Annotated in this window: 7 protein-coding genes and 1 pseudogene; 3 read left to right on the top strand and 5 right to left on the bottom strand. The window is 59.6% G+C overall.

Features of this window, described 5'->3' with window-relative positions; genetic code table 11:
- The first annotated feature begins 650 nt into the window (after positions 1–650).
- The 3 genes and pseudogenes from glgA to E0W60_RS29575 form a co-directional block, all read left to right on the top strand.
- Positions 651–2,270, top strand: coding sequence for a glycogen synthase GlgA (glgA, locus tag E0W60_RS29565; RefSeq protein ID WP_240746078.1), 1,620 nt, complete (start codon positions 651–653; stop codon positions 2,268–2,270).
- Positions 2,271–2,291: 21 nt separating this feature from the next.
- Positions 2,292–4,802 carry an alpha-glucan family phosphorylase gene (gene glgP, locus E0W60_RS29570; RefSeq protein ID WP_135706529.1) on the top strand — a complete coding sequence of 837 codons (2,511 nt, stop codon included), beginning with the start codon at positions 2,292–2,294 and terminating at the stop codon, positions 4,800–4,802.
- A gap of 239 nt (positions 4,803–5,041) precedes the next feature.
- Positions 5,042–5,320, top strand: a pseudogene (locus E0W60_RS29575) (pyridoxamine 5'-phosphate oxidase family protein); the annotation flags it as partial.
- A gap of 741 nt (positions 5,321–6,061) precedes the next feature.
- Here the strand turns inward: E0W60_RS29575 and E0W60_RS29580 are convergent.
- The 5 genes from E0W60_RS29580 to E0W60_RS29600 all read right to left on the bottom strand — a co-directional run bounded on the left by E0W60_RS29580 (position 6,062) and on the right by E0W60_RS29600 (position 13,370).
- Positions 6,062–8,179 carry a hypothetical protein gene (locus E0W60_RS29580; protein ID WP_135706530.1) on the bottom strand — a complete coding sequence of 706 codons (2,118 nt, stop codon included), beginning with the start codon at positions 8,177–8,179 and terminating at the stop codon, positions 6,062–6,064.
- A 249-nt stretch (positions 8,180–8,428) separates the two neighbouring features.
- A complete protein-coding gene (locus E0W60_RS29585) occupies positions 8,429–11,410 on the bottom strand; it encodes a hypothetical protein (protein ID WP_135706531.1) in 2,982 nt (993 codons plus the stop codon).
- Between the two features lie 161 nt (positions 11,411–11,571).
- Positions 11,572–12,495, bottom strand: a complete 924-nt coding sequence (locus tag E0W60_RS29590; RefSeq protein WP_135706532.1) for a DUF6895 family protein — start codon at positions 12,493–12,495, stop codon at positions 11,572–11,574.
- Complete coding sequence (locus E0W60_RS29595) at positions 12,492–12,980, bottom strand: hypothetical protein (protein WP_135706533.1); 489 nt, start codon at positions 12,978–12,980, stop codon at positions 12,492–12,494. Before E0W60_RS29595 ends, E0W60_RS29590 begins: the two co-directional genes overlap by 4 nt.
- A gap of 12 nt (positions 12,981–12,992) precedes the next feature.
- Positions 12,993–13,370: a hypothetical protein gene (locus E0W60_RS29600; protein WP_133096782.1), complete on the bottom strand. Its 378-nt coding sequence runs from the start codon at positions 13,368–13,370 to the stop codon at positions 12,993–12,995.
- Between the last annotated feature and the right edge of the window lies 1 nt (position 13,371).

Below are 13,371 nucleotides of genomic sequence, written 5' to 3' on the forward strand. Positions count from 1 at the left end.
AGGGCTTTGACCACACGGGGGCAAATCGCCCCCGTCGTTTTTGTACGATCGCCAACTGAAATTTGGCGCGCAAGCGCTGCCGGCAGCTTGCCTGGGGCCATGCCGGCTGCCCAGATCAGTTCACCCTGTATCAGGCGCAGAGCTCGTTTTGATTTCCCAACGGCGGCGGTAGGACGGAAGGATATCGGTGGGCTTGAAGCGTTGCCGGTCCGTCAATGACGGTCAACAGGATGCGATCTGAGTCCTTGTCTCGAATCGCACGAGCTGTCCAGCTCTTTGGCAAGGCCGGATTCTTGGTCCGCGCCTGAGTCAAGACCTTCATCTGGACGATGCCATCGTCGTCGCTGCCTGAGAGCAGCGGGGCTAAGAGCGACGTCGTCGCGCATTATTCCTTGATAAAGTTCTCCGCCATCCCGCAGCCTCGCTCATCCGTGACGAACTTCTTTTCACTTTCACATCTTCTTGACTCTCCTTGCTTGAGTTTAAACGCTCAGCAAGGGATTCGTTTTTCGGGGGCAAGCTCACACCTCTACGCAATCAAAGTGATTATGACGGCCTCTGGTCGAAAGATTTCACAGTTGGCTTGACCGGGCTCAATTCCTAAGTGCTCACAACGCAAAAAATAGGAACAAATGACGTAGGGAGCCAGTATGGACGAGATGGTTGACGCCGCGCCAAACTTCGCTCCATTTTGTAGCGAACAAGGCACTCCGCACGTGTTATTTGTAGCTTCGGAGATCGTTCCTCTGGCAAAAACAGGCGGCTTAGCCGACGTCTGCGGCGCGCTCCCTACCGCCCTAGCCCGGCTTGGAATCGACGTGCGCCTAATAATGCCCGGTTATCCGGGAGCCTTGGCTCGTCTCGACGCACCGCGGCAGGTGGCCGATTTGGAGGAATTACTTCCTGGGGTCTCCGCCCGCCTGATCGCGGGTACGATGCCGGATTCTGGCTTGCCGGTATGGCTGGTCGACTGCCCGGCACTATATGATCGGCCTGGGACGCCTTATCAGGACCCGCGTGGCTGTGAATGGGAGGACAACGCGCAGCGCTTTGGGGCGTTCTGTCACGCGGCCGCGCGGGTTGCGCTGGGACAAGCCGTACATGAGTGGCGCGCGGACGTCGTTCATGCGCATGACTGGCATGCCGGGCTAGTGCCATTACTATTAGCGTTGAGTGGCCAACTGCGACCGCGCACGGTATTTACCGTCCATAACGCCGCGTTCCAAGGCAATTTTCCATTCACCCTGGCCGCGCAGCTAAGTTTGCCTCAAGACGTATTGACCCCCGAGGGCATCGAATACTACGACCAGCTCTCATTCCTGAAGGCCGGTGTGCGCTATGCCGACAAGGTGACCACCGTCAGCCCGACATACGCAAATGAAATCTGCACGCCAGAATTCGGTTTTGGCATGGATGGGCTGTTTCGAGCCAGACGTGCTGATCTCGTGGGCATTCTCAATGGTATCGATGCGCAGCAGTGGGATCCATGCACCGATCCGCATCTCTCCCACAATTATTCCTGCAGCGACTTGCGCGGAAAGGAATCCTGCAAAGCGAATGAGCAACGGCGCCTCAACCTGAATGTCGACACTTCGGCGCCGCTAGCAGTCTTCATTAGTCGCTTAACCTGGCAGAAGATGGCCGACGTATTACTTGAAAAGTTGCCCGCGATGTTGACACTCCATCCGCGCTTGCAATTTGCGCTACACGGTCGTGGAGAGAGCGCGCTGGAAGCAGGTTTTGCTTTCATGGCGGCCCGCTTTCCCGGGCGCGCATCAGTGCAGATCGGCTACGAGGAGGGGCGGGCGCACCGACTCCATGCAGCCGGCGACATTCTCCTGCACGGGTCTCGCTTCGAACCATGCGGCCTGACCCAGATGTACGCCATGCGTTACGGGACAGTTCCAGTCGTACGGCGGGTCGGTGGATTGGCCGATAGTGTACGCGACGCAGGTATACATGCCCGGGGCGCTTCCGATGCGACCGGCTTCGTGTTTGACGATGCTACTGGCGAAGCCATGGAGTCGGCGCTATCCCGTTGCATTGCGCTGTATGAGAGGCGACCCAAGCGCTGTTCAGAACTCCGCAAGCAGGCCATGTCGGGCGATTTTGGCTGGGCACGGTCAGCTGCAACTTACGCGCGAATCTACTTTGAACTGGCGGGCATACGTATTCCGACGCGAAGCAGGCGTATGCCGACATGTGCGGAGCTACCATGGATTGCGAGTCAGTCGGATGATTGCGAAGCCGCGCCACCGCAAGCGCGCTAATCGCGCGGAGGGAAGCTACAAGTGCATGCCTTTTTGCCACGCACGTTGCCGGAACAGCTGACAGTTCTAACGGAGCTAGCCCTCGATCTGCGTTGGACATGGAACCACGCCTTAGATACCCTGTGGCAAACCATCGACCCGGAACTCTGGAAGCGCAGCCACAACCCATGGGTGATCTTGCAGAACGTCCCGCAATGCCGTCTGGACGAACTCGGAAGAGACTGGAATTTCTTACAGGACCTCAACCGCGCCATTGAGAATCGCCAGTGTTATCTGAATAAGCCGGGCTGGTATGTGGAAAGGGGAAGCCGGAACGGCGATGGTCCTTTGAAGATCGCTTACTTCAGCATGGAATTCGGACTGAGTGAAGCGCTCCCACTTTATGCTGGCGGACTTGGGGTGCTGGCAGGCGACTACCTCAAAACTGCCAGTGATTTAGATGCGCCGATGATCGGCATTGGCCTCCTCTATCAGGAGGGCTATTTCCGCCAGATTATAGATGCACAGGGGAACCAGAGGGAGGCCTATCCATACAATGATCCAACGAGCTTGCCGGTCCAACCAGTGATCGGCTCAGACGGAGCCTGGCTAAAGGTCGAACTCCCGCTACCTGGTCGGACGCTATACGTTCGCGTATGGCAGGCCACTGTCGGGCGCACACGCTTGTACCTGCTCGATAGCAACGACGCGCGCAATGGCGCCGCAGATCGGGGCATCACGGCAAAGCTGTACGGCGGCGGCCCGGAGATGCGCCTACTTCAAGAGTTGGTGCTGGGTATTGGCGGCTGGACCATGCTTGAGGCGCTTGGCATCGAAGTGGATGTGTGTCATCTCAACGAAGGCCATGCGGCGCTGCTGGTGCTGGAGCGTGCTCGGCGCTTCATGCAGCGCACAAAGCTGTCGTTTCTAGAAGCGATGTGGGCGACCCGGGCCGGAAATGTGTTTACGACACACACGCCAGTTCCAGTCGGATTTGACGCCTTTCCACCGTCTCTGATCAATGGGTACGCGCGCGAGTATCTTTCCGAGTTCGGTATCTCGGCGCGCAATTTCCTCGCCCTGGGCCGCCTTGACCCGACCGACGACCAAGAACCATTTCACATGGCCTATCTCGCGCTACGCGGGTGCGCGCATGTCAACGGCGTCAGTCGGCTGCACGCCGAAGTTAGCCGCCGGCTCTTCAGCGGCTTTTTCTCGCGCTGGCCGCTAGATGAGGTCCCCGTGGGCCATGTGACCAACGGAGTGCACGTGCCGTCATGGGATTCGGCTAGGTCGGACCATTCATGGACCTGCGCTTGTGGGAAGGATCGCTGGCTCGGGACTGTAGACCATCTTCCTGAAGCGATGTTTACAAGTGACGACGAAGCCCTGTGGACCCTGGCTGGCGCGCAACGACACGATCTGGTGCGCTACGCGCGGGAACGTCTCGCATGGCAGTTGGGCCAGCGCGGCGCCTCGCCGCAACTGGTTTCAGACTCAGCACAGGTACTCGACCCCAATGCCCTGACGCTTGGGCTTGCACGCCGATTCGTTGAATACAAGCGGCCGAATTTGTTGCTGAGAGATCCGGCGCGTCTGGCGCGTCTGCTCACAGACGCCCAGCATCCTTTGCAACTCATCATCGCGGGAAAGGCGCATCCCGATGATACGGAAGGCAAGGCGCTCATTCGTGAATGGTTCGAGTTCACGCATCGCCCGGAATTGCGCAGGCATGTGGTGTTCTTGGAAGATTACGATCTGGCTCTTGCGCAGTGTCTATTGCAGGGTGTCGATGTGTGGATCAACACACCGCGAAGGCCGCGCGAGGCTTGCGGCACTAGCGGCATGAAAGCGTTGTGCAACGGCGGGCTGAACCTATCGACGCTCGACGGCTGGTGGGCAGAAGCATATCAACTGGAATATGGCTGGGCGATTGGGAGCGGTGAGGGCGGCAAGGGCGACGAGTCGGACGCGGAAAGTCTGTATCGCCTGCTTGAGGAAGAAGTAGTGCCCACCTTCTATGAACGGGACGCTATGGGCATTCCGCGCGGCTGGGTGCGACGAATGCGTGCCAGCATGTCGCATTTGGCCCCCCGTTTCAGTAGCAATCGGATGTTCCTCGAGTACTTGGAGCATTTCTACCGGCCCGCCGCTCGCGCATACCGGCGACGTAGCGAAAGCGGCGCGCGTCTCGCGAGAGCCCTGCACGCATGGGACACGTCGCTTGCTACAGGCTGGCATCAAATCCATTTCGGGACCGCCGACGCAAAGCAGGTAGCAGATCAGTGGTATTTCAGGCTGCCCGTGTACTTGGGCGAAATCAAGCCAGAGTCGGTAAGGGTCGAACTCTATGCTGCAGCCAATGGCGAGTTTCCCGCAGAACGGAGGTCAATGACCTCCGAAGGCCCGATTGCGGGCGCGATAGAAGGCTATATCTACTCCGCATCTGTGCGGGCTTCCCGTCCAGTCGAACATTACACGGCCAGAATACGCGCTTGGCATGAAGAGGCGTTTCTGCCGGCGGAGTCCACATGGATTACGTGGCAGCGCTGAGCGGTGCAGTCAAGCGCCTCAAGGTAAGGTATGCACTGGGTAGATCGGTTAATGCACAACAGAGAAAGGGCTAGCGGCCGGCCTTGGCGAACTTAGTTCTTCGTTGACGTTCATCAATACGGCTGCCCTGTCAACCCTTACCTTGGAGAAGACCAAAAGCCAAAAACGAGGCGGCAGTTATGTTGGTCCCTTGAGGATTCTTTTGTACTAGTGCAACCATGGTGATCAAACATGGACGGGCACTGGACGATCGTGTCTCGCTGACAATTGATCACGATACTCACGATCTTATGGCGATTATCGGCCTGTCCATGGCGGCGCACGCGCAACTGGTGGTCGATGTGGCCGTAGCGGAGAGAATCTTGCGGATGTTTCCACTGAAGTATCCAGAGCTGAGCGAGTTCCCTGTGCCGCTGCCAAGCGCGGAAGACGTCCGATTATTCAGGGTGACACCGATGGTCATTTCCGTGCTCGACTATTCCAAGGGCTTTGGGCATACGAATCTCGTTACCTGCTGATCTCTGGCTCTCGAAGACCACTGAGGCCTGCCTGTACAACCTGAACGACAATTCTCCGTGCCCTCGGGTGCGCCGCAGGCGGACGGCCCTTCTAGTTATAATGAGGTACTCGCGGCCTTCGGCGGTTGCAAAGCATGCCGCCGCGGACTTCTGCGGCCTTAGCACGCGCCGACTCCCACGCTTCGAACACCGCTTTCTATGCCCGCTATGTCGAACCGGGTTGCCGCATCGCTGACCTTGTCGCCGGCGAGGGCATATACCGGTCGTCTCTTCTCGACCTCAAAGGAGTCTGCTCGACCCGCTCGCCGTTCAACGCTAGGTTCAGCAGTAGTTGTGCGCACCTTGGCGCCGGCAGCAGGCCGGCTGGAGCCGACATTGACCCGGCTCGCGCCCAGCGGCCGGTCCGAAGTCGTGACCGGCCATTGAATGGAACTTCGGTCCACGGGCAGCTTGCCAAAACTCGAACTCATCCTGGCGACCCACCCCTGCCGCTCGGCCACGCAAAGAGCCAATGTCGGGTTGCCGCCTTTCGGACACAATGACAGCACCCCCAAGTCGCAAGATTCTGAAGGAGGTCCGCGCTTCGTGTCCACGAATTCAAGAACGGCTCCGTCCAAATTCTTAAACGACTTACGCGGATATTGGATATTTCTGCAAGCCAATCAGCCTCGACAGGCTATGACGCCGCACAGGAAACTGACGGTAGGGTCTCAAGATGAGAGGTGAGCAGCAGTCGGGGACTCACAACCTTGTCCATGCACCCGTAGTGGGGTCCTCCACGAATCTCGGCCAACCGCCGGTATGCCGCATGGCCCCGGGGCGCGGAAACCGGGTGTCCAAACTCTGGCCGAGTTGCTTGGCCATCAGCCTGAAGTCCTTGACGAGGCGGCCCTTTATAAGGGATTCGTGGGTGCCGAGTGACCGCAACACATGCACATGCGCATCCCACATTTCCTGCACCGTCACCAATGTCTCTGCCCCGTTCGGAATCAGTTCCTTCAGCATGTTCGTCTTGACGTTGTGCACGTACCGGATTCGCTGGCCACCGGCCATGATGAACATCTCCCGTGATACGGCTGGGTTCTTTGGCACCACGAAAGCCATGCCAAGGCCTTTCTCGTCGAAAGCCGTCGTCAGATTTGGGTTGTTGCGCCAAAACCGCTGCTCAAGCAGGTGATCGATCTCGAAAATTTTGCCAACATCTGGCACCTTGTTTTTCAGGTTGTTCCGCAGGTTTCGTAGTGTCCCGTAGTCCTCGACACCCCGAGCCACGAGGAAGTCGTAGGCGTCGATGTGTTTCTTGGTCAGTCGCCGCGGCAGCACATCAGCCCTCTCGGCACGATTGATGACTTCCACGAATTCGTCCCCGAGCGCGCGCCTCAGCAACTGTTTCGGAAGTCCGCGATTAGCCTTTTTGGCCCAAGATGCGGGATCGAGTGCAGGTAACTTCTTGCGCAACTTCGGTTGCAGATACCGGTTGTACGCGGCGGCTAAGTCGGCGTCGCGGAATCCGGTGAAGTCCGGTTTGAACACTTTTCTCATTACTCGCCGCTCGACGGCGACGAGGTAAGCGTCGTTTACGACGTTGGTGAACTTGTCGACCAGCTTCGGCAGCGGGAACGCAATCGGGTCGCGAAGGTGCCGGTCGAACGCACTGAGCAGGTCGTCCCACTGGCGAGGTGGGAGGTGGCCGACTGCCTCTACGTAGCCGGCGTCGGCAATTCGCCTGATCTGGCTCAAGGTTGCGTCCTCGGTCGCCGCCTCCAGCCTTGTTCCTTGGACGATCTTGCGCAGCGAGCGAACACCTGCAGCCGAGACTCCGAGCCCAATTGCCGTCGTGATGCCCATCAGCAAGAGCTCTTCTTCGCTGACGTTGTAGCCGAAAAAAGTCTTACCGGTGGCCGCGGCATAGGCGAGCTGACCAAGGTCGTAGACGACGCCGACGACAGGGATGAAATTGATGGCAAGCTCGAATAAGGCGATCACCCAAGGTTGGCGGTTGCTGGGGATGAGCTCGTCGATGGCGTGGCGACGGAAGCGCAGGTGAGGGAAGTCCGCTTTCCCGAGCGCAGCGCCCTGAGGTGGCACGTCGCTCAACCTCGAGACCTCGCATGCCTCTACGATCAGCGCGTCTTTTTGATCCTCGTGCGCGCGAAGGCGTATCTTGACGTCGCGCGTATGCACAATTCTGATAACTGTGCTCGATGGGTCCACGTCGATGAACTCGTGTTCCTTGAGCTCTTCCATCCACTCTTCCGGACGGACGTCGTAGCAGTACGCCGACGGGTTGCCCGGGTTCGAAAGCGTCACGTCCACCTTGGCGAAGCCATCGATCTGCTGGAACGTGACGGCGTTTTCGCCGGGCGTGACCTGCACAGCCTTCTGCTGCTTTTTCCAGTCTTCAATCGCGTCATCATTGGAAGTAAGTGATAAGAGGAATTTCTCCTTTTCGATTCTCTGAGGCTGGCCGATGATGCTGTACCAGTCCAGTGTTTCGTCGGGATCGCCTAGCAGCCCTTCGTCCTGGCACCGGTGCAGATGGACCTGCGGATAGCGCTTCGGATCCAATGCGTTCCATCCGATGGGGACGTTTTGCTCACGGCCGGGCGGTCCCGTCCGCTGCGTCACTGTCACCCCGCGCGCCACAGCGAGTCGGAGGTGCGCCCACTCAAGCTCGAAGTAGTCCCAAGCGAAGGGCCGCACCCCAATCTGGTGCCACGGCGGGCTATTCAGCGCCAGAATGGTACGGTTGCTGGTCCGCCATTGAAGCGAGGACTCGTACCAAGTAATTGTGGCACTGCCTGTCGAGGGATCCTCAACGACCTCGACTTTTGGCGGCAATGCAAACAGGTAGACCATAGCGACTGCCCTAGCTCTTGGCGATTACGAGTCGTCCGGACGGCCAATGGTTGTCACGCCCATTGTCGGGGCCGATTCGCTCCCACCGCGGGAGATCGGAGTTGTAGAGGAGGATCAGCGACGTTGGCACTCGGACCTCCAACGGGTCGTGACGGCATTGGTGAGACGTCGACCGCAGTGCAGGTGCATGGGATAGGGGATAGATCCATCGTCTCTGGCCAGGTAATAACAGCAGAGCGACTCCCCCGCCTACACCTCTTCGCCGGTCTGTGGATCCCAGGTCGGCAGTTGCGGCTTGGTGACGCTACGCGCCAGCACCAACGGCGTCGGCGCCAAGACCGTCCATTCCTTCGGAGAGTCGGGTGGCCAGGCAATCTCTTCGCCCGGTCCGCCCAGCGAAGTCATCTGCTCATCGATGAATGAGACGTAGTTCGGATCGCCTATCTTGGGCAGCCCGAGCCCGCCATAGACCTCGCCGGTCTCCATGTAATGCTTCACCGCATTCTCGAAGCCTGGCCGCACTGAGATCTGCACGCGCGCCGCGCCCGCATTCAAGAAGGCTGCGAAATCAGGATCGGGATGGGTCTGTACGACCGTGCGATCCCATTGCTGGCGGCGGCCCCAAAAATAGGGATAAAGAACCCAGACCATATGCTCCCACTCGAACGCTTGCTGCAGGAAGCGAATCTCCGGCTCCGACGTCCGCACTGCGTCTGTGTCCACCGTCGGATGGCTGCTAAGAGAGCCGTCGGCTTGGCTGAAATCGTACTCGCCCATCAAAGCGAAATCGACGGGGGCATTGCGCATGATGTCAATCGCGGATCGTTGCAGCTCAAACCGAACCATTCGCTGGAGTTCCAACCGCGACCCTTCTGGCAATTTTGTGCTCTCCGCTTGCTGGGTGGACGTAAGCTGGATGATCGTCTGCTCGTATTCGAGGCGCAGTTGCTCGTAGCGCGCCGACACTCTCGCGTAGGCTTCGATCGCCCAATCGCGTCGCGCGTCCTCGGTCAGTTCGAGATTGAGCGTAATGGCACCTACGATACTGGTGAAATTGTCTGCGTTGAAGGCGGCCGCAATGGAAGGTCCGGGCTGCGGAGTGACGAACGTGAAATCCTCGGCCGCCTTTCCCTTGTTGTCGGTCAGATTATTGATGATCCAGGTGTTGACAAGATTTCCCGCAATCCAGCCGCCATTAGGTTTGCTATTTGAATCCTCAACTTCCACTGAAAGGACGAAAGAGCCGTCGACGGCGACATATCCTTCCGGTATCTGCAGGTCCTTGTTCTGCGCATGCTTCGCGCTGCCTCCGCTACCGGTGTTGGATATTGCCATTGAGACTTGCTTATGCTCCTCTGGAAAGTCCGGCAGGTCGCTGACCTGATAAGCCCGAATCACCTCTGCCCGCTTGTCCGCGATGTTGGCGAGCGTCAACGACTCGAACAACTCGGCGTCTGGCCGTTGGAGGGGATTGTGCATTTCAACGCGCGACACCGCCATCTGCCAGATGAGGGCGGCAGGCTCCGGAATTAGCAGGTCATAGAGTTCACGCTCGCCGTAGCAGAAAATTTTGGCCCGGCTGACGCGCTCAAGATATTGATATATGCCAGATATGTGGTCCGGCGCAGTGGTATCGCGGGTGAACCCATGGCGGTTCAGCTCAGTTATTTCCTCTTCGATCACCGAGCGGACCTCTCGCGTTACACGCTCCATGGTGCGCTTGACGGCACGCTCCACGGTCTCACGCGAATATTCTTCGGCGATCTTGGCGGCTTCCTCCGTGGAGCGGCTGTACGAAGCGCTGGCGGAGGCGACAACCTTTGTCGGCCCACGGCTGGTGACCTGGATGCTACCCTCGGCCCGTAGGTCTTCCTTGATCACGTCGCTGATCTCACGGCTGAGTTCGGCCCGATCGGTGACTTGCAGGTCGTGAGTTTCCTCTTCCTCCTTGATCACCTGCTCGAACAGCTCGCGCCGCGTCATCAGGCGCTGGGTATGCTCGCGCAAGCGGGTCTCGCCCACCAGGATATTCTCAAGATATGCGATTTCCGATTGCCTGTAGCCGGTGGTTGTCTGCCGCACGACCAGTAGGTCGCTACGCCCGGCCGGCTCCAGATAGCTTGGCAACTGCGCCGCGTTGGCCATCACCATCGGCAATTCCACTAGCATATCGATCGATGTGCCCAAACGTGTCAACCGGTCGCGCAGGTTGGCCGGTAGTGCCGTCGTCAGGTGTTCTGCAAGCGCCCGCCGATAAATCGTCGTGCGCCGTTCGAACTCGGAGAGGTCGACAAGCACCGGATACCCGCCGATGTACGTCCGGGTGATGCCCGCGCGTCGCGGCGGATGCCAGGATCGCTCGGTACCCGCCGGCCGCGGTCCCATAGCCGCGCTGTCCAGGACACGCGTAAGTCGTGCAAGTACGGCCGAATCACGGATGCCTTCGGCCCGCAGCGCTTCGGTCAGCGCCGATGCGCGCGCCCCGCGTTCCAGGTTTGCGATCTCGTCTTCCAAGCGACGCAGTATCTCTCGCCCGCTGGCCGTCTCAAACGATACAGCCGGGAAACGCGGGCCAGGCCGGCCTCCGCCCGATCCTCCACCGCCCGGGGCCGGTGGCTTTCTCGGCGCCTCGGTCGGACGCGCGACGAACACGCGCGGCACGACGAATGGCGCCGTCAACCACGTGACTAACTGCTCGCGGTTGGCCGGTGCGTTCGACTGTGTGGTGGCGGCGACTGCGAGGCGGTAGAGACCTGCAACGATGTCCAGAGGCCTCGTACGATGCAGGGCTGCATACTTGAAGATGAGGAGTAGGTCATTGAGCAACGCGGTCGTGCCCCCGCGCTCCAGTTCCGCCGACCAAGCAGCCACAGTCGGTCCGCCCGGCGCCGCCGCGGCAAGGAAGCTCTTCAGATTCGCCTGGTCATGCGGCCACTGGCCCGAGTCCGCCTTGGCGAGCGCTTCGAGCCCGGGCAGCAGCAATCGGACGCCCGGCACACTGAGCCACGCATCCGACCGGCCGTTGAGATAGGCTGCGACCGGCGTGTTCCACAGCAGGTTAGCCGCCTCCTTCGGATCGAGCGCAGGGCGGCTGCCATCTTCGGAGAGTTTGATTTCCTTGGCGATATTCTCCGGAAGCGTGACAGTCACATGAACGAGCCCGACCCCACGTTCGGCATCGGGCGGCCTTTTGGTGGTCAGCGAGAGTAGCGCGGTCCCCTGATAGTCCATGTGATGCCTCCGCAGGTGTATGAGGTGCCGCCTGTCCTCCGCTTCCTCAGCAGAAATGGACACACTTGGCGCCCTCCACGGTCTTTGACAAGCTTCACTTATGTCAACATGAGCTGCTTGTGGCTGCAGATGCTTCGTCAACCGACTCCCGATCCAAGCGCTCAGATTGTGGAATTCCGCAATGTCATTGCTGCCGCCATCAGGGTAACAAGGGTAGTGTGGTAGCAGCCAAGGAAGTCCCGGTGTGCGGCTGTGTCGCCTTCAGCGAAAAGGAAGCTACCTGCGCCGTCGGGTCCCGGCACGGCTCCATCCTCGCGCTGGACAGCAAGCGCGCTATGCAGTCCCTGAGTACTCGCGGGATCATGGCTGGCTTGTAAACAGGCAGCAACCATGGCCAGTTCCGCCGCAAGGTCATTATCGTTGGCGTCAACAAAAGCACGTGTCCAGTATGGGAGCCAAGCGCGCAGGTAATCTGTCACACAAACATCTTCCAGCTCGCGTGCCCCAAAGTCAGTTAGGTAGAACACCTCGTGCGTAATCGCGTAGGCCACCTCCCCGGAGACCACCCATGGTTCGGGCCGTGTTGCTATATAGAGCCCACCCTCTTGGCCTGGCCACTTCGTCAGGCCAAGTTGCCACAAGTTATAGCGCATCGCCAAGCGTGACCAAGGTTGCAGGGGAAGCGCTGCCTCGATGTCCGCGCGCGCAAGTAAGCGTAGTACGCGGTCTAGCGCTGGGTCTCGGAAACCGAGCTGGCGCAACGAAGCATAGAGTGCACAACAAGGCAGGAAATCATGCCGCGCCAGCAGAAGTGCCACCAGTTTGCGGCCATGTTCGCATTGTTGCCAAATCCAGCTGGCCGTCGCATCGAGGAGGGGCAGTTCAAGACCGCATCGCTTCAGCATCCAGACTGTCAGCGCAAGTTCGGTGAGTGGCTTCAATTGTGCCACGTGGTGTTTGTCAAACCGCTGGCTGGTGACTGTGCGCACCGCGAAATGCTGCAGGTTCTCATTGAGCCAGGCCATCCCCAACAACAGGCCGCGCCGAGCGATCCCGGCGGTTCTTGGGCTCAGCCGCGGTGTCAAGGCTTGTCCCTCAGACATTTCAGCACACGGTGTTCATGCCGCAGGTCGTCGGTGTCCGAAAGGCGAGCGAGCGTTCGCAACATTGTGCGGCTTTGGGAAAGGAGCCTGTCACGCACGGTTTCGAGATGAGGCGGCGCGGGCAAAGCCGCCACCACGGTCTGCCAGCGCAGCAATTCCACCAGGGACAGCATCCTGGCTGCATCTGCCAGCGCATACATGGCCGCGCATGGTTCGGCAGTGGGCGTGTAACCTCGGGCTGATAGGCGAGCCAAAAGCCAGCTGCCGAGTATCAGCGACGAGTCCGCGAGGAAGCGGCGCGGTGCTTCGCAGCAGGGGCGAAGCACCGCTGCAATGGCATCGGTGCTACGGCCCGGCGGCAAGCCAGCGAGGAAGGCCTTGGTCTCATGCGTGTTGGCGCCACCAAGAATCAGGCTATCAGCTGCGGCCTGAGTAGCAACGTCGACAGCCTCGTCGGAACGTGGCATTTGCATCCCGTTTCATCCGTTTTGTAGCGGTCCAGCTGACGGCAATGCCTCCAGCTTGACGCAGTGCAGACAAAAGTCGCAGGCGGTTGCTGCCAGTACGCCCTGAGTGCCCAGTCTTACGCCAAGTTTCCGGATACTCTCAAACTCCGCTGGGGTGAGGTATTGGCTTGCCGGGCCAGGCTTGTTGGTTTCGTCACGGGCGGAGTGCGGTCCTTCGGTTGCCACTAGAGCGGGGCGCTGGCTGAACAGCTTGCGAACGACCACTTCCTGCTCGGGCGTCATGCTGACCGATGCCAGGTCGAAGGTCAGCATGGCGGATCCAGCGCCGCCTAGCGTTACCACATGCGTGGTGCGGGTCTGCAGGTGGGAAGTGAGGGTATTGGCATCCATG

Source organism: Cupriavidus oxalaticus (assembly GCF_004768545.1).
GTDB classification, from domain to species: Bacteria; Pseudomonadota; Gammaproteobacteria; order Burkholderiales; family Burkholderiaceae; genus Cupriavidus; species Cupriavidus oxalaticus_A.

What these genes read in the sequence shown, in the direction of transcription:
- glgA (WP_240746078.1), top strand. Translation starts at nt 651, where the DNA reads ATGGACGAGATGGTTGACGCCGCGCCAAACTTCGCTCCATTTTGTAGC.
- E0W60_RS29580 (WP_135706530.1), bottom strand. Translation starts at nt 8,179, where the DNA reads ATGGTCTACCTGTTTGCATTGCCGCCAAAAGTCGAGGTCGTTGAGGAT.
- E0W60_RS29585 (WP_135706531.1), bottom strand. Translation starts at nt 11,410, where the DNA reads ATGGACTATCAGGGGACCGCGCTACTCTCGCTGACCACCAAAAGGCCG.
- E0W60_RS29595 (WP_135706533.1), bottom strand. Translation starts at nt 12,980, where the DNA reads ATGCCACGTTCCGACGAGGCTGTCGACGTTGCTACTCAGGCCGCAGCT.
- E0W60_RS29600 (WP_133096782.1), bottom strand. Translation starts at nt 13,370, where the DNA reads ATGGATGCCAATACCCTCACTTCCCACCTGCAGACCCGCACCACGCAT.